The sequence below is a fragment of the Microlunatus elymi genome, assembly GCF_007362775.1.
Classification (GTDB): Bacteria; Actinomycetota; Actinomycetes; order Propionibacteriales; family Propionibacteriaceae; genus Microlunatus; species Microlunatus elymi.
In genome coordinates this window covers 4,948,056-4,965,712 of record NZ_CP041692.1, presented here as the reverse complement: position 1 = coordinate 4,965,712, position 17,657 = coordinate 4,948,056, and the positions used below count along the sequence as shown (strand labels likewise).

Sequence of the window (17,657 nt, the reverse complement as noted above, 5' to 3'; positions counted from 1 at the left end):
CAGCACGTACACAATCCGACTCACGTCACCAGGAGCTGAATTCGCTATGGGTCTTGAGGAAAAGGTCCCCAGCGGGATCCTGCTGACCACCGTCGAGGCACTGGCCGGCGCTGTCCGCAGCGCGTCGTTCTGGCCGGTCACCTTCGGCCTGGCCTGCTGTTCGTTCGAGATGATGACCATGGGTACGCCGCGGTTCGACTCCGCGCGCTGGGGTCAGGAAGTCTTCCGGAACAGCCCGCGGCAGGCCGATCTGATGATCGTCGCCGGCCGCGTCAGCCAGAAGATGGCCCCGATCGTGCGGCAGGTGTACGACCAGATGGCCGACCCGAAGTTCGTCCTGTCGATGGGTGTCTGCGCCTCCAGCGGCGGCATGTTCAACAACTACGCGATCGTCCAGGGTGTTGACCACATCGTCCCGGTCGACGTGTACGTGCCCGGTTGCCCGCCGCGGCCGGAGATGTTGATCGACGGCATCTTCAAGCTGCGCAAGCTGAAGGTCGAGCGAGCCCCGCTGGGTTCGAACAAGGAGCGGGCCGAGCAGGAGAACGAGCGGCTCGCCCTCGCCAAGCCGGCCACCATCGAACAGAAGGGCCTGCTGCGGTGACCGACGACAAAGACCCGAAGGACGCCAACGCCCAGCAGCCGGGCAAGGACGCCGCCGAGACCAAGGAGAAGGTGCCGCCGACCCCGCCGGACGCGCATCCCGGCGGCGGACCGGACGAGCGCGCCGACCTGGAGCCGACCCCGAGCGGCCCGGGCAGCGCCGAGGGTCCGGAGATCCTCGCCGTCCGCGACGGCATGTTCGGCGCCAAGGGCACTCCGGACACCTCCGGCTACGGCCGGCTGCGACGCGTGATCGAATTCCCCGCACCGAGCCAGCGTCCCTACGGCGGTTGGTACGACGCCGCGGTGGACCGGATCGCCGAACTGATGCCGAGCACCCCGAACGCGATCACCAAGGTCGTGGTCGAACGCGGTGATCTCACCCTGCACGTACATCGTGATCATCTGCTGGCGCTGGCCAAGATCCTCCGCGACGACGCCTACCTGCGGTTCGAGCTGTTCAGCGGAGTCTCCGGTGTGCACTATCCGACCGACACCGGTCGCGAGTTGCACGCCGTCTACCACCTGGCCTCGCTGACCCACAACCGGAGGATCCGGCTGGAGGTCTCGGCCCCCGACGGCGACCCGCACATCCCGTCGGTGGTCAGCGTCTATCCCAGTGCCGACTGGCACGAGCGGGAGACCTTCGACATGTTCGGGCTGATCTTCGACGGTCACCCGCACCTGACCCGGATCCTGATGCCGGACGACTGGCCTGGTCACCCGCAACGCAAGGACTACCCGCTCGGCGGCATCCCCGTCGAGTACAAGGGCGCCACGATTCCGTCTCCTGATAACAGAAGGAGCTACAACTGATGAGCGCCAGCAGTACCGAAGATCTCTTCGCCGCACCGGGCGAGGAGGCGGCCGAGGGCACCGTCTACACGGTGATGGGCGGCGACTGGGACGAGGTCGCCGGCGGCCAGGCCGAACGCGACGACGAACGGATCGTCGTCAACATGGGCCCGCAGCATCCGTCCACCCACGGCGTGCTCCGGGTGATCTTGGAACTCGACGGCGAGACGGTGACCGAGCTGCGCTCCAGCATCGGCCACCTGCACACCGGCATCGAGAAGAGCATGGAGTACCGCACCTGGACCCAGGGCGTGACTTTCTGCACCCGGATGGACTACGTGATGCCGTTGCACAACGAGCTCGCGTACTGCCTGAGCGTGGAGAAGCTGCTGGAGATCGAGGATCAGATCACCGAGCGGACCAAGATCATCCGGGTGTTGATGTCGGAGTGGATGCGGATCGCGTCCCACCTGGTGGCGTTGGGCACCGGCGGGATGGAGCTCGGCGCGACCACGATGATGACCATCGCGTTCCGCGAGCGCGAGAAGATCATGGACTTCTTCGAGGCCGTCACGGGCTTGCGGATGAACCACGCCTACATCCGTCCCGGCGGTGTCGCCCAGGACCTTCCTGATCATGGTCTGCAGCTGCTCAAGGACACCCTCAAGTCGATCAAGAAGCAGATGCCGGAGTTCGGCAAGCTGGCAGGAATGAACCCGATCGTGCGCAGCCGGCTGATCGGGGTCGGACATCTTGATCTTGCTGCCTGCATGGCGCTCGGCGTCACCGGCCCGTTGCTGCGTGCGGCCGGCTACTCCTACGACCTGCGCAAGGCGTTGCCGTACTGCGATTACGAGACGTACGACTTCGACGTCCCGGTCCGCGACGAGGCCGACGGCTACGCCCGTTTCCTGAACCGGGTGGACGAGATGTGGGAGAGCGTCAAGATCATCGACCAGTGCGTGAAGCGGCTGGAGGAGACCCTGGGGCAGCGGGTGATGGTCGACGATCCCAAGATCGCCTGGCCGGCGCAGCTGTCCATCGGCTCCGACGGGCAGGGCAACTCCAACGAGCACCTCAATCACATCATGGGGCAGTCGATGGAGGCGCTGATCCATCACTTCAAGCTGGTCACCGAGGGCTTCCGGGTGCCGCCGGGTCAGGCGTACGTGCCGACCGAGAGCGCCAAGGGCGAGCTCGGTGCGCACGTGGTCTCCGACGGCGGGACCCGACCGTTCCGGGTGCACTTCCGGGACCCCAGTTTCCATCACCTGCAGGCATTGCCGGCCCTCAGCGAGGGCGGCTTCCTGGCCGACGTGGTGGTCAACATCGCAACGCTGGACCCGGTTCTGGGAGGTGTCGACCGGTGAACGCCGATAATCTCGACAACAACAGCAAGCAGAAGAATCTGCTCGACGGCCGGCGGACCGACCAGTTCGGTCAGGTCCCGCCGGGGGTGACGCCGACCGATCCGAACGCGCATCGTCCGGAGCCGATCGACACCACCGTGACCGAGACCGAGATCGGCGAGAAGACGCTGGAGGAGTTGCGCCAGATCGCGGCCCGCTATCCGCAGTCGCGGTCGGCGCTGCTGCCGATGCTGCACCTGGTGCAGAGCGTCGAGGGCCGGGTCACCCCGGCCGGAATCGAAGCGTGTGCAGAGATTCTGGGCCTTTCCACCGCCGACGTGTCCGGGGTGGCGACCTTCTACACGATGTACAAGCGCCGTCCCAACGGCGAGTACAACGTCGGTGTCTGCACCACCGCGCTGTGCGCGATCATGGGCGGCGACGACGTGTACGACCGGCTCAGCAAGCATCTCGGCGTCGGCCACGACGAGACCACCGCCGACGGCAAGATCACCCTGGAGCGGGTGGAATGCAACGCTGCTTGCGATTTCGCCCCGGTGGTGATGGTCAATTGGGAGTTCATGGACAACCAGACTCCCGACTCGGCGGTCGAACTGGTGGACAAGCTGCGCGACGGCCAGGAGCTGACCTCCACCCGCGGCGCCCGGATCTGCACCTGGCGGCAGTCCGAACGCGTACTGGCCGGCTACCCCGACGGCCGCGCCGACGAGGGCCCGACCTCCGGACCGCAGTCCCAGCTGGGCGTCAGGATCGCCAGCGAGAACGGCTGGCGGGCGCCGACGCCCGAGGAGGCGGCGCAGGCCAAGGCCGACGCCGAGCGGGAGAAGGCCGAAGCAGAAGCCAACGGTGAGGGTGAGGCGAAGTGACCGATCCGATTACCCCGGTCCTGACCCGCAACTGGGCCGACGAACGGGCCTGGAAGCTCACCAACTACGAGCGTCAGGGCGGCTACGCCACGCTGCGGTCGGCGTTGCACAAGAGCCCCGACGAGCTGGCCGGAATGATCAAGGACTCGCAGCTGCGGGGCCGTGGCGGAGCCGGCTTCCCGACCGGTGTGAAGTGGTCGCTGCTGGATCCGGACAAGTCGAAGCCGCGCTACCTGGTGGTGAACGCCGACGAGTCCGAACCCGGTGCCTGCAAGGACATGCCGCTGATGATGGCGAGTCCGCACACCCTGGTCGAGGGCGTGATCATCTCCTGTTTCGCGTTCGGCGCCAAGCACGCCTTCATCTACGTCCGCGGCGAGGTGCTGCACGTCATCCGTCGGCTGCAGCAGGCCGTGATGGAGGCCTACTCCGCCGGCTACCTGGGCAAGAACATCCTCGGCACCGGGTTCGACCTGGAGCTGATCGTGCATGCCGGCGCGGGCGCGTACATCTGCGGTGAGGAAACAGCGCTGCTGGACTCGCTGGAAGGCCGCCGCGGACAACCGCGACTGAAGCCGCCGTTCCCGGCGGTGGCCGGCCTGTACGGTTCGCCGACGGTGATCAACAACGTCGAGTCGATCTCCACCGTGCCGGCGATCGTCGCCAACGGCATCGACTGGTTCACCTCGATGGGCGTGGACAACGGCAAGGGGATGGGCATCTTCAGCCTGTCCGGCCACGTCAAGAACCCGGGCCAGGTGGAGGTCCCGCTGGGCACCACGCTGCGTCAGCTTCTTGACCTGACCGGCGGGATCCGCGAAGGGCACCGGCTGAAGTTCTGGACGCCCGGTGGTTCCAGCTCGCCGGTCTTCACCGACGAGCATCTGGACGTGCCGCTGGACTACGACTCGGTGGCCAAGGCCGGATCGATGCTCGGCACCCGATCGCTGCAGATCTTCGACGAGACCGTCTCCGTGGTTCGTGCGGTGTCGCGGTGGGTCGAGTTCTACAAGCACGAGTCCTGCGGCAAGTGCACGCCGTGTCGTGAGGGCAGTTGGTGGCTGGCCCAGATCATGCAGCGGATCGAGGCCGGGCAGGGGCAGGAGGGCGACGTGGAGAAGTTGCTCGACCTGTCCGACAACATCGGCGGTAAGGCCTTTTGTGCGCTCGGCGACGCCCTGGTCACCCCGGTCAACTCCGCGATCAAGTACTTCCGCGACGAGTTCGAGGCCGGCTACCACACGCCCGCCTGGGAGCTGTTCCCGTACGAGAGAAACGTGGTCTACGTCCAGCCGGCAGGAGTTGCGCAGTGACCGTCACGCAGAACACCTCCGCCGCCGAGGTGGAGAAGAAGGAAGACCTGATCACCATCACCATCGACGACGTCGAGGTGAGCGTGCCGAAGGGCACCCTGGTGATCCGGGCAGCCGAGTTGATCGGCATCGACATCCCGCGTTTCTGCGACCATCCGCTGCTCGACCCGGTGGGCGCCTGCCGGCAGTGCATGGTGGAGATCCCGGACATGGGCAACGGCCGGGGCATGCCCAAGCCGCAGGCATCCTGCACCATCACGGTGATGCCGGGGATGAAGGTGAAGACCCAGCTGACCAGTGAGCGGGCCGACAAGGCGCAGCGCGGAATCATGGAATTCCTGCTGATCAACCACCCGCTGGACTGCCCGATCTGCGACAAGGGCGGCGAGTGCCCGCTGCAGAATCAGTCCCTGTCGCACGGCGACGGTGAGTCCCGCTACGACGGCGTCAAGCGGCTCTACGTCAAGCCGATCAACCTGTCCGCGCAGATCCTGCTGGACCGCGAGCGGTGTGTGCTGTGTGCGCGCTGCACCCGGTTCGCCGACCAGATTGCCGGCGATCCGTTGATCGTGCTCGGCGAACGCGGCCCGCTGCAGCAGGTCAGCCTGTACGCCAAGGAGCCGTTCGACAGCTACTGGTCCGGCAACACGGTCCAGATCTGCCCGGTGGGTGCGCTGACCAGCGCCGCCTACCGCTTCCGGTCCCGGCCGTTCGACCTGGTCAGCGTGCCGTCGATCGCCGAGCACGACAGTTCGGGTTCGGCGATCCGGGTCGACTATCGCCGGCAGACCGTGATGCGCCGGATGGGCGGTGACGATCCGGAGGTCAACGAGGAGTGGATCTCCGACAAGGACCGCTTCGCCTTCCGTTCCGGCCGGGGCGAGGATCGGCTGACCCAGCCGCTGGTACGCGACGAGGACGGTTCGTTGCGGTTCGCCTCCTGGCCGGAGGCGATCGACGCCGCGGTGGCCGGGCTGAAGGCGGCCGGTGACTCGGTCGGCGTCCTGCCCGGGGGTCGGCTGACCCACGAGGACGCCTACGCCTACAGCAAGTTCGCCCGGGCCGTGATCGGCACCAACGACATCGACCATCGGGCTCGGGCCTACTCCGACGAGGAGGCCGACTTCCTGGCCGCCGCGGTGGCCGGCACCGGCCCGATCAACGGGCAGCCGGGTGTCACCTTCGCCGACCTGGAGAACGCGTCCGCGGTGCTGATGGCCGGCTTCGAGCCCGAGGACGAGGGCGGCGTCGTCTTCCTCCGGCTCCGCAAGGCCTTCCGGAAGAACAAGCTGCGCAGCTACCAGCTCGCCCCGTACGCCTCCGAAGGGATCCGGCGGATCGGCGGCACGCTGCTGCCGACCGTGCCGGGCGACGAGGCGAACGTGCTGGCCAAGCTGCCCTCGTCGGTCGAACTGGACGGCACGTCGGTGATCATCGTCGGCGAGCGGCTGGCCCAGGTGCCCGGCGCGCTGACCGCGGCGGTGGAGCTGGCGACGAGGACCGGTGCCCGACTGGCCTGGATCCCGCGCCGCGCCGGTGAGCGCGGGGCGGTCGAGGCCGGCTGCCTGCCGAACCTGTTGCCGTACGGACGTCCGGTCACCGATCCGGCCGCCCGGGTCGACGTGGCCGCCGCCTGGGGGCTCCCGTCGTTGCCCGACCGGGTCGGCCGGTCCGCCAACGAGCAGTTGGTGGCGGCGGCGACCGGTGCCCTGAAGGCGTTGGTGGTGGGCGGTGTCCAGCCGTCCGACTTCGTCGATCCGGTGCTGGTCCGGCACGGGCTGGAGAATGCCGGCTTCGTGGTCAGCCTGGAGACCCGCGTCAGCGAGGTCACCGAGCGTGCCGACGTGGTGCTCCCGGTCGGCTTGATCGAGGAACGCTCCGGCAGTTTCGTCAACTGGGAGGGCCGCGAGCGGTCCTTCGGCGTGGTGATCAAGAAGCCGAACACGATGAGCGACCTGCGGGTGCTCGCCGCTCTGGCCGACGGACTCGGCACCGACCTCGGCATCCGTACCGCCGAGCAGGCCCGCGCCGAGTTGGCCGAGTTGGGTGTCTGGGAAGGGGAGCGGGCCACCCTTCGACAAGTTCGGGCCAAGGGTCCTGAGCCCGTCGAAGGACCGAACACCGCGATCCTGGCCAGCTGGCGGCTGCACCTGGACGACGCCCGGGCGATCGACGGCGAGCCGTACCTGGCCGGCACCGCGCGCGGGCCGGTGGCCCGGCTGAGTTCGCGGACCGCGGCCGAAGCCGGCATCGCCGACCGGGTGGTGGTGTCCACCGATCGAGGGTCGATCAGTTTCCGCACCGAGATCGTGCCGGAGATGACCGACGGGGTGATCTGGCTGCCGTCCCGCGCGCTGACCGAGACCGGCCACGGCGGATTGGCCCTCAGCGAACATCTGGCGGTAAGTTCCGGCGAGGTCGTACGGATCGAAGGAGCGAAGTGATGTCCCTCGTGCCGATGGATCTGAACATCTTCATGCACGACCCGCTCTGGGTCGTGATCTTGAAGGCGTTGTTCGGCTTCGTCCTGTTGATCTTGTTCACGCTGTTCGGCATCGTCTTCGAACGCAAGGTGCTGGGCCGGATGCAGAACCGTCCCGGCCCGACCATGAACGGCCCCTTCGGATCGCTGCAGTCGTTGGCCGACGGCCTGAAGTCCATGCTCAAGGAGGATCTGACTCCCTCCGGCGTGGACAAGGTCGTCTTCATGCTGGCACCGGCACTGAACGTGATCCCGGCGGTGTTGATCTTCGCCCTGATCCCGTTCGCCGGCAAGGTGCCGGTGCCCGGTGGCCACACCACCATGCTGCAGGTCTCCGACATGCCGGTGTCGATCTTGTTGATCTTGGGCGTCACCTCGGTCGGCATCTACGGCGTGGTGCTGGCCGGCTGGGCCTCGAACGAGACGTTCGCCCTGCTCGGTGGCATCCGAGCCAGTGCGCAGATGATCAGCTACGAGGTCGCGATGGGCCTCAGCCTGGTCGCGGTCTTCATGTACTCCGGGTCGCTGTCCACCTCCGAGGTGGTCGACGCGCAGAAGAACCTCTGGTACTGCCTGGTGCTGATCCCGTCGTTCGTGATCTTCGTGATCGCGATCTTCGGTGAGTCCAACCGGACCCCGTTCGACCTGCCGGAGGGTGAGTCGGAGATCGTCGGCGGCTACCTGACCGAGTACAGCTCGATGCGGTTCGCGATGTTCTACATGGCCGAGTACATGGCCCTGGCGAACGTGTCCGCGGTCTGCGTGACGATCTTCCTCGGCGGCTTCCACGCGCCGATTCCGTTCAACTGGCTGGGCATGGATCACGCCTACTGGGGCCTGCTCTGGTTCGTGATCAAGACCATCCTGTTCATGGGCTTCATGGTCTGGGTCCGGGCCACCGTGCCCCGGTTCCGCTACGACCAGTTCATGCGGCTGGGCTGGCGTTGGCTGATCCCGATCTCGCTGGTCTGGGTGCTGCTGGTCGCCACCTTCCGGGTTGCCCGCAGCCAGGGCTGGTTCGGCCAGCCGCTGTTCATCGCGATCGGCGCGGCCATCGTGATCGCGATCCTGGCGATCATCTTCTTCGGTGGCCGTGAGCCGGAGGAGGAGAAACCTCAACCGGTGAAGGAATTCGACGCCTTCGCGGGCGGGTTCCCGGTGCCGCCGCGGCCCGGGCAGGTGTTGCCCGAACTGGCCGGGGTGGTCGTCACCGAACCGGCTGACGCAACCCCCGACCAGCAGACCGAACCGCAAGCTCAACCGCCTACGTTGGGAGGAAGCTGATGGGATTCCTGGATCCGATCGCAGGATTCGGCATCACGCTGAAGACCTTCTTCACCAAGACCTTCACCGAGGCCTACCCGGCCGGGCCGAAGATCACCGCCCCGCGCTACCACGGTCGGCATCAGCTGAACCGTTGGCCGGACGGCCTGGAGAAGTGCGTCGGTTGTGAGCTGTGCGCCTGGGCCTGCCCGGCCGACGCGATCTACGTCGAGGGTGCGGAGAACACCGACGCCGAGCGCTACAGCCCCGGTGAGCGGTACGGCCGCGTCTATCAGATCAACTACTTGCGCTGCATCCTCTGCGGATTGTGCATCGAAGCCTGCCCGACCCGGGCGTTGACGATGACCAATCACTTCGAGCTGAGCGACTTCACCCGCGAGGACATGATCTACGAGAAGCATCAGCTGCTCGCGCCGCTGCTGCCCGGGATGACCGCCCCGCCGCACGAGCGGATGCTCGGCGACAGTGAGAAGGAATACTTCCAGGGCCTCCCCGAGACCCAGCCGATGCCGGCCGACTTCAACTCCGGTCTGCCCAACGCCGGTTGGAAGAAACGGGATCGGGCCAAGGCTCAGGCGGAGGTTGCCGAGTTGTACGCCGACACCCCGCAGTCGGCGGCGGCGCTGGCCCAGATGGGCAAGGCGTCGGCGCCGGCCTTGCATCCGACCCAGCCACGACACGGTTCGGGACACGGTTCGGGACACGGGTCAGACCAAGATCAAGAGGGTGGGAAACGATGATCATCGTTCCGATGGCGACCGGACCCGAGGTCGCCTTCTGGATGCTGATGCCGGTGATGATCTTGGGAGCACTCGGCACCATCCTGGCCAAGCGGCCAGTGCATTCGGCACTGTCGCTGGCCGCGGTCATGCTGTCCCTGGCGGTGCAGTACGCGGCCCAGCAGGCGCCGTTCCTGTTCGCCGTGCAGATCATCGTCTACACCGGCGCGATCCTGATGCTGTTCCTGTTCGTGATGATGATCGTCGGTGTCGACACCTCCGAGTCGCTGATCGAGACGATCAAGGGACAACGGATCCTGGCGCTGCTGGCAGCACTCGGCTTCTTCGTCCTGCTGATCGTCGCCATCGGTCATGCCCTCGTCGGTCAGCCGGCCGGTCTGGGCCAGGCCAACAGTGCGCACGGCGGCAACGTTCAGGGGCTGGCGTCGTTGATCTTCGGCCGCTACGTGATCGCCTTCGAGGCGACCTCGGCGCTGTTGATCACCGCGGCACTGGGCGCGATGGTGCTGGCGCACCGGGAGCGCCTGGCCAAGAAGAAGACTCAGTCCGACCTGGTCGCCGAACGGCTGAAGGCGTACGCCGAGACCGGCGCCCACCCGGGTGCGCTGCCACCGCCAGGTGTCTACGCCCGGCACAACGCGGTCGACACCCCGGCCCTGCTGGCCAGCGGCGAGATCGCCGAGAGCTCGGTCTCCGGCACCCTGACCGCACGCGGCGTGGTGCAGAACCCGGGCGACCTGATCCGTCCCACCCAGCAGACCCAGCGGGCGATCGCACCCGAGCGGGCGGAGAACCCGGCCACCGCGGTTGCCTCCTTCGTCCCGCACCCGGCCGCCCCGCGGCGTACCGAGGTCACCACCGAACCCAGCCGGGACCTGGGCCCCGAGTCCGTCGAAGGACCCGAGCCCGATGATCAATCCCATGCCGAACCGATCGGCGGGCCGGGCAGCGAACAGCCCGGTCGCGCTGTCGAGGAAGGGGAGCAGTGATGGACCCCCAGGTCTACATCGTGATGTCGGCGATCCTGTTCTCGATCGGCATGCTGGGCGTGATGATCCGGCGCAACATGCTGATCGTTTTCATGTGCGTCGAGTTGATGTTGAACGCCGCCAACCTGGCGTTGATCACCTTCGCCCGGATGCACGGATCGCTGGACGGGCAGATCGCCGCCTTCTTCGTGATGGTGGTGGCTGCAGCCGAAGTCGTGATCGGTCTGGCGATCATCGTCACGATCTACCGCACCCGTCGCTCGGCCTCGGTCGATGACGCCAACCTGCTGAAGTTCTGAGAGGACGAAGAGCGTGCATTTGCTAGAAGTGGCCACACCGGCCACCGGCGTTTTCTCCCTCTCCTGGTTGGTGATCGCCATTCCCGGGCTGGCCGCTGCACTGCTGCTGGCACTGGGAAAACTCTCCGACGCCTGGGGCCACATCCTGGCCGCGCTGGCGCCGATCGCCTCCTTCGTGATCGCGCTGCTGATGTTCGTCCAGCTGCTCGGCCAGAACGCCGATCAGCGCAGCATCCAGCAGACGCTGTACGAATGGATCCAGGTCGGCAACTGGCACATCACCGCCGGGCTCCAGGTCGATCAGCTGTCGATCGTGTTCATGTTGTTGATCACCAGCGTCGGCAGCCTGATCCACATCTACTCGATCGGCTACATGGCGCATGATCCGAATCGGCGCCGGTTCTTCGCCTACCTGAACCTCTTCGTGGCGGCGATGCTGCTGCTGGTGATGGCCGACAACTACTTCGCGCTGTTCGTCGGCTGGGAGGGTGTCGGCCTCGCCTCGTACCTGTTGATCGGTTTCTGGCAGGAACGGCCGACCGCGGCCACCGCGGCCAAGAAGGCGTTCATCGTCAACCGGGTCGGCGACATGGGCATGTCCATCGCGATGGGCTTCATGCTGTACATGTTCGGTTCGCTGCAGTTCAGCGACGTGAACGCTGGTGCCCCGCAGATGAGCTCGGCGCAGGCGACCATCCTCGGTCTGCTGTTGCTGCTGGGTGCCTGTGCCAAGTCCGCCCAGGTGCCGCTGCAGTCCTGGCTGCTGGACGCGATGGAGGGCCCGACCCCGGTGTCGGCGCTGATCCACGCCGCGACCATGGTCACCGCCGGCGTCTACCTGGTGGTGCGCAGTCACGCGATCTTCGCCCAGACCGAGATCGCCGCGTTGATCGTGGCCATCGTCGGCACCGTCACGTTGCTGTTCGGTGCCTGGATCGGCTGCGCGAAGGACGACATCAAGAAGGTGCTGGCCGGCTCCACCATGAGCCAGATCGGCTACATGATGCTGGCCGCCGGCATCGGCCCGGCCGGGTACGCGTTCGCGATCTTCCACCTGGTCACCCACGGCTGGTTCAAGGCCAACATGTTCCTGGGCGCCGGTTCGGTGATGCACGGGATGAACGACGACGTCGACATGCGCCACTACGGTGCGCTGCGCAAGTTCATGCCGATCACCTTCGTCACCTTCGGCATCGGCTACCTGGCGATCATCGGATTCCCGTTCCTGAGTGGCTATTACTCCAAGGACCACATCATCGAGGCGGCCTGGGAGCACAACAAGATCATGGGTGCGCTGGCGCTGATCGGTGCCGGGGTGACCGCGTTCTACATGACCCGGTTGATGATCATGACCTACTTCGGTGCCAAGCGGCATCAGCAGGGCGTGCATCCGCACGAGTCGCCGTTGATCATGACCATCCCGTTGATCTTGCTGGCCATCGGTTCGGCGGTCGCCGGGGTGGCGTTGAACGGCTGGATCGGCAACTGGCTGGCTCCGGCCGTCGGTGTCCAGACGCCGGTGCACACGACCGGGTTGCTCTACATCAACCTGCTCGGCGTGATCACTCTGGCAGCGGTCGCGGTGGGTGTGGTGATCGCGATCTTGATCTTCGGTCGTGGCAAGGAGATCCCGGTCGAACAGCCGGTCAGCCGGTCGCCGTTCACCCTGGCCGGCCGCAACGACCTGTACGGCGACGCCTTCAACGAGGCGGTCTTCATGCGCCCGGGCATCGGCCTGGTCGCCGGAGTGACCAAGACCGACACCGGTGGTGTCGACGGAACCGTGATGGGGGTGTCCGGCATCATCGCCGGGCTGTCCGCACGGCTGCGGCGTTGGCAGAGCGGCTTCGTCCGGTCCTACGCCCTGACCATGATCGCCGGAGCCTTCGTGATCGGCTGCGTCCTCGTCCTCGGCCGGCTCGGCTGAGCGGGAAGGAGAAAAAGTGTCTTTCCCCTGGCTGACCATCATCGGTCTGCTGCCGTTGATCGGCGGGTTGGCGATGATCTTCGTCCGCGGCAACGCGGCGAAGCTGACCGGGCTGGTGTTCTCGCTGGCGGTGCTGGTGATCACGATCGTGCTCGCGATCAGCTACCACGTCGGCGGTGGCATGCAGTTCACCGAGCAGCTGACCTGGATCAAGCAGATCGGTGCGCACTACGCGCTCGGGCTGGACGGCATCGGGCTGACTCTGGTGCTGCTGACCGCGTTCCTCACTCCGGTGGTGATCATCGCCTCCTGGAACGATGCCGAGCTGCCGCACATCGGCAGCAAGACCGCCGACGGTGAGCCGGTCGCACCCAAGTGGGGCCCGCACACGTACGTCGGATTGATCTTGGCGGTCGAGGGCTTCGCGATGTTCGCCTTCCTGGCCACCGACGTCTTCCTGTTCTATCTGTTCTTCGAGGTCATCCTGATCCCGATGTACTTCCTGATCGGTGGCTTCGGCGGCACCCGACGGGCCTTCGCCTCCGCCAAGTTCCTGCTGTTCGGTCTGTTCGGCGGGTTCGTCATGCTGGCCGCGGTGATCGGTCTGGGCATCATCTCCGCCCAGGCCGGCGATCCGAGCTACCTGCTCAGCGATCTGGTCAAGCTCAACATCGATCCGACCCTGGAACGCTGGCTGTTCATCGGTTTCATGATCGCGTTCGCGATCAAGGCGCCGATGGTGCCGTTCCACTCCTGGCTGCCGGACTCGGTGGAGCAGAACACCCCGGGCGGCGCGATCATGCTGACCGGCGTGATGGACAAGCTGGGCACCTTCGCCATGATCAGGTTCTGCCTGCAGCTGTTCCCGGACGCGTCGAAGTGGGCGACTCCGGTGGTGCTGGTCCTGGCGTTGATCTCGATCATCTACGGCGCCCTGATGGCGATCGGCAGCAAGGACCTGATGCGGCTGATCGGCTGGACCTCGGTCAGCCACTTCGGCTTCATCGTGCTGGGCATCTTCGCCTTCACCAGCCAGAGCGCGACCGGTGCGACGTTCTACATGCTCAACCACGGCCTGTCCGCGGCGGCGTTGTTCCTGGCTGCCGGGTTCATGATGAAGCGGCGGGGCTCGCGGGACATCAGCGACTTCGGCGGTGTGGTCAAGGCGACTCCGTTGCTGGCGGGCTTGTTGATGTTCGCGGCACTGACCGCGCTCGGGCTGCCGGGCCTGTCCACGTTCGTCAGCGAGTTCATGGTGCTGGCCGGAACGTTCTCCCGGCACCCGATCTACGCGGTGATCGCCACCATCGGTATCGTGCTCGCCGCGCTGTACGCGTTGATCATGTACCAGCGCACCGCCACCGGTGTGCCCGGCGAACGGGTGAAGGAGAAATTCACCGAAGATCTGGTCGGCCGCGAGCGGCTGGCACTGATTCCGCTGGTGTTGGTGATCTTGGTCCTCGGCTTCTTCCCGAAGCCGTTCCTGGCGATCATCGAACCGACCGTGACGACAACTTTGCAGCATGTCGGCATGACTGATCCGCAACCCCATGTCACGGAAGGAGGGCGCTGACGATGACGGTCCTGCAGCTTCCCGTACTGCAGCTGCCCGCACTGCAGATACCCGCGCCGAAGATCGAGTACGGCCTGTTGATGCCGTTCATCGTGGTCTTCGCGGCGGCCTGCGTCGGCGTCCTGGTCGAGGCTCTGGCACCCCGCGCGATGCGGCATTCGCTGCAGTTGCTGGTGACCTTCCTCGGCATCATCCTGGCCCTGTTCTTCACCATCCTGAACTGGGCCAGCGGCACCACCGCGATCACCGCTCTCGGCGCCCTGGCGATCGACGGACCGACGTACTTCCTCTGGACGGTGCTGCTGGTCTTCGGCGGCATCTCGTTCCTGGTCTTCGCCGAACGGCGGCTGGAAGGCAACGCCTCCGCGTTCACCGCGCAGGCCGCGACCGTGCCGGGTACTGCCGGTGAGGCCGAGGCGATCGCCAACCGCCAGGAACACACCGAGGTCTACCCGCTGGCGATGTTCGCGCTGACCGGGATGTTGATCTTCCCGGCCGCCAACGACCTGGTGATGATGTTCGTCGGCCTGGAGGTGCTGTCGCTGCCGCTCTACCTCCTCTGCGGGCTGGCCCGTCGGCGTCGGCTGCTCAGCCAGGAATCGGCGATGAAGTACTTCCTGCTCGGCGCGCTGTCGTCGGCGATCTTCGTCTACGGCATCGCCATGCTGTACGGCTACGCGGGATCGTTCGACCTGGGGCAGATCGCCACCTCGCTGCAGACCTCGTCCCAGCACGACGGCCTGTTGCTGGCCGGCATGGTGATGGTCGGCGTCGGGCTGCTGTTCAAGCTGGGTGCGGTTCCGTTCCACTCCTGGACCCCGGACGTGTACGTCGGTGCGCCGACCCCGGTGACCGGCTTCATGGCGACCTGCACCAAGATCGCCGCCGTCGGCGCGCTGATGCGGGTCTTCTACGTCGCCCTCGGCGGGATGCGGTGGGACTGGCAGCCGTTCTTGATCATCGTCGCGCTGGCCACCATGCTCGTCGGCGCGGTGCTCGGCATCACCCAGAACGACGTCAAGCGGATGCTCGCCTACTCCTCGATCGCCCACGCCGGTTTCATCCTGGTGGCTGTCGTCGGTGCGTCCCAGGTGGGCAACGGCAAGCCGGCGATGAGCCTGTCCAGCGTTTCGTCGGCGCTGTTCTACCTGGTCGCCTACAGCGTGGCCACGCTCGGTGCGTTCGCGATCTTGACCATGGTCCGGGGGCGCGGCGGTGAGTCCGCGTCGCTGTCCAGCTGGGCCGGACTGGGGCGCCGGGCGCCGGTCACGGCAGCGGTGTTCTCGCTGTTCCTGTTGAGCTTTGCCGGCATCCCGCTGACCGGTGGCTTCATCGGCAAGTGGTCGGTGTTCGCCGCCGCCTGGGCCGGCCACCAGTACTGGCTGGTCGCTGCGGCCGTGGTGATCAGCCTGATCGCCGCGGTGATCTACCTGCGGGTGATTGTGGTGATGTTCTTCACCGAGCCCAAGCCGGGGGACCAGGTCGCCGAAGTGGTTCGGCCGAGCTGGACCACGCTGACCGCGATCGGCTTCGGCGTGGTGGTGACCGTCGTCCTCGGTATCTACCCGGGGCCGATCCTGGACCTGGCCGCGAATGCCGGAGAGTTCCTCCGCTGAGTTAGTCTGGGGCGCCCGGCTGGGGCGACCCCAGCAGCTTCCTCGAGAGGGCTGACATGGCTGCGAGCGCAGAATCCGTCACGACGGACTTCGACGCGTCCGTGCGCGCCCACCTGGAACTGATCGAGTCGAAGTTGCTGGCCGCGGTCGAGTCCGACAACCCCGTACTCAGCGAGGCGGCCAAGCACATCATCGAGGCCGGCGGGAAGCGATTCCGGCCGCAGTTGGTGGTGCTCGGATCGAAGTTCGGTCCGGAGGCTGGAGTCGGCGCCGAGGCCAGGGTGGCGCGGGGCGCGATCGTGGTCGAGCTGACCCACGTGGCCAGCCTGTACCACGACGATGTGATGGACGACGCGACCGTACGACGAGGCTCCGACAGCGCCAACGCTCGCTGGGGCAACTCGCTGGCGATCCTGGTCGGTGACTACCTGTTCGCTCGGGCGTCGGTGCTGGTCACCGACCTCGGCATCGACATCGTCGCGACGTACGCGGAGATGTTCAACCGGCTGGTCCGCGGCCAGATCGCCGAGACGATCGGCCCGCAGGAGGGTGCCGATCCGCTGGAGCACTACCTGCAGGTGGTGGCCGACAAGACCGCGTCGCTGATCTCGGTCAGTACGAAGGTCGGCGGCATGATCGCCGGTGCCGACGCCGGAACCCAACGGCTGCTGGCCGACTTCGGCGAGCAGTTGGGCATCGTCTTCCAGCTCAGCGACGACATCATCGACATCACCAGCGACGAGACCGGCAAGACCCCGGGCACCGACCTGCGCGAGGGTGTCGACACACTGCCGATCCTGCTGGCCCGGCGCTCCATCGACCCGGCCGACGCTCGACTCCTGGAGTTGTTGGCGGGGGAGCGGACCGACGACGAGGTGGACGAGGCCCTCGGTCTGCTCCGCAAACACCCCGCCATCGCCGAAGCCCGCGCCGACGTCGCCCGCCGTGCCGAAGCCGCCCGCCGGATCCTCGCCCCGCTGCCCGACGGCCCCGCCAAGGACGCCCTCTCCGACCTCTGCGACTCCGTCGTCACCCGCACATCCTGACGCACCAGGTCCCTGAGCCTGTCGAAGGGCCGGTAATCGCATAGATTTGCGCACACTCGCCGCGGTTGCGTCCGAGTCGGACACATCCTGGGGAAGCGCTACATGGTCGTACGCCGAGATCGGCCACATGCCGGCCGACGTGCCGTTGTCGTTACTGCATCGATCTTGTTGATGGCCGGGTGCGCTGCGCCCCGACCGCACGATCCATCGCCGCTCCCGTCTGTCAGCGTGTCGGCGAGCCCCACACCGTCGAGCGCCTCGCGGCTGGTGTCCGGCCGTGAACTCGACCAGTCGCTGCGCGATCGCCAGGCGAACGGCAGGAACACGTTGCCGCAGTTCGGCAGGCTGCTGGCGGCCACCCAGACGAGTGGACCGGATCATCTCGCGGTCGACCTCACCGGTGTGCGCGGTTCGGTGATCGGCGTGTTCGTCTGCCGGGGCCCCGGCGACGGCCCGACCTTCAGCGCGAAGCGCGGCACGACGTCGATCTTGTGGACCAGATCCAGCGGCTGCGACGACACGAACCTCTTCAGCGCGCAGTCGCCGGCGATACCGGGCGGCTCGGGACACGCCGTGCTGAGGGTCGATGCGTCCCGCGACATCGAGTACGCGTTCGTACTCGAAGAGGTCGGCACCTCCACCTGATCGCCGAACGGCCGACACCGCCGGATGGCCTGTTGGTCGGGCAATGAGATTTGTATACGCGTTCTCCCGTTCGAGCCGGTTTCCGCGGATTCTGCCGGACGCGTATACA

At 66.6% G+C, this 17,657-nt stretch carries 13 protein-coding genes and 2 pseudogenes; all 15 read left to right on the top strand.

Annotated features, from left to right (window positions below):
- Positions 1-46 precede the first annotated feature (46 nt).
- The 15 genes and pseudogenes from FOE78_RS22735 to FOE78_RS22665 all read left to right on the top strand — a co-directional run bounded on the left by FOE78_RS22735 (position 47) and on the right by FOE78_RS22665 (position 17,548).
- Complete coding sequence (locus FOE78_RS22735) at positions 47-604, top strand: NuoB/complex I 20 kDa subunit family protein (protein WP_143988283.1); 558 nt, start codon at positions 47-49, stop codon at positions 602-604.
- Positions 601-1,419, top strand: coding sequence for an NADH-quinone oxidoreductase subunit C (locus tag FOE78_RS22730; RefSeq protein ID WP_168207639.1), 819 nt, complete (start codon positions 601-603; stop codon positions 1,417-1,419). Before FOE78_RS22735 ends, FOE78_RS22730 begins: the two co-directional genes overlap by 4 nt.
- On the top strand, positions 1,419-2,768 hold the full coding sequence (locus tag FOE78_RS22725; RefSeq protein ID WP_143988282.1) for an NADH-quinone oxidoreductase subunit D: 1,350 nt from the start codon (positions 1,419-1,421) through the stop codon (positions 2,766-2,768). Before FOE78_RS22730 ends, FOE78_RS22725 begins: the two co-directional genes overlap by 1 nt.
- A gap of 86 nt (positions 2,769-2,854) precedes the next feature.
- Positions 2,855-3,634, top strand: a complete 780-nt coding sequence (gene nuoE / locus FOE78_RS22720) for an NADH-quinone oxidoreductase subunit NuoE (protein ID WP_143989030.1) — start codon at positions 2,855-2,857, stop codon at positions 3,632-3,634.
- Positions 3,631-4,947, top strand: coding sequence for an NADH-quinone oxidoreductase subunit NuoF (nuoF, locus tag FOE78_RS22715; protein WP_143988281.1), 1,317 nt, complete (start codon positions 3,631-3,633; stop codon positions 4,945-4,947). The genes nuoE and nuoF overlap by 4 nt, the downstream gene beginning before the upstream one ends.
- Positions 4,944-7,391, top strand: coding sequence for an NADH-quinone oxidoreductase subunit G (locus tag FOE78_RS22710; protein WP_143988280.1), 2,448 nt, complete (start codon positions 4,944-4,946; stop codon positions 7,389-7,391). Before nuoF ends, FOE78_RS22710 begins: the two co-directional genes overlap by 4 nt.
- Positions 7,391-8,713, top strand: a complete 1,323-nt coding sequence (gene nuoH / locus FOE78_RS22705; protein WP_228265956.1) for an NADH-quinone oxidoreductase subunit NuoH — start codon at positions 7,391-7,393, stop codon at positions 8,711-8,713. Before FOE78_RS22710 ends, nuoH begins: the two co-directional genes overlap by 1 nt.
- A pseudogene (gene nuoI / locus FOE78_RS22700) lies at positions 8,713-9,213 on the top strand (NADH-quinone oxidoreductase subunit NuoI); the annotation flags it as partial. The gene nuoH and the pseudogene nuoI, both read left to right, overlap by 1 nt.
- 236 nt (positions 9,214-9,449) lie before the next feature.
- Positions 9,450-10,244, top strand: a pseudogene (locus FOE78_RS22695) (NADH-quinone oxidoreductase subunit J); the annotation flags it as partial.
- 197 nt (positions 10,245-10,441) lie between these two features.
- Positions 10,442-10,741, top strand: a complete 300-nt coding sequence (nuoK, locus tag FOE78_RS22690; protein WP_143988279.1) for an NADH-quinone oxidoreductase subunit NuoK — start codon at positions 10,442-10,444, stop codon at positions 10,739-10,741.
- A gap of 28 nt (positions 10,742-10,769) precedes the next feature.
- Entirely contained in the window at positions 10,770-12,668 is a 1,899-nt protein-coding gene (gene nuoL / locus FOE78_RS22685) for an NADH-quinone oxidoreductase subunit L (protein WP_407662671.1), read from the top strand.
- Between the two features lie 16 nt (positions 12,669-12,684).
- Positions 12,685-14,241, top strand: a complete 1,557-nt coding sequence (locus tag FOE78_RS22680; protein ID WP_143988277.1) for an NADH-quinone oxidoreductase subunit M — start codon at positions 12,685-12,687, stop codon at positions 14,239-14,241.
- Between the two features lie 2 nt (positions 14,242-14,243).
- On the top strand, positions 14,244-15,857 hold the full coding sequence (gene nuoN, locus FOE78_RS22675; RefSeq protein WP_143988276.1) for an NADH-quinone oxidoreductase subunit NuoN: 1,614 nt from the start codon (positions 14,244-14,246) through the stop codon (positions 15,855-15,857).
- Between the two features lie 56 nt (positions 15,858-15,913).
- The gene (locus FOE78_RS22670) at positions 15,914-16,903 is read left to right on the top strand and encodes a polyprenyl synthetase family protein (RefSeq protein WP_143988275.1); all 990 of its coding nucleotides are present in this window, start codon (positions 15,914-15,916) and stop codon (positions 16,901-16,903) included.
- A 228-nt stretch (positions 16,904-17,131) separates the two neighbouring features.
- A complete protein-coding gene (locus tag FOE78_RS22665; protein ID WP_143988274.1) occupies positions 17,132-17,548 on the top strand; it encodes a hypothetical protein in 417 nt (138 codons plus the stop codon).
- Positions 17,549-17,657 lie beyond the last annotated feature (109 nt).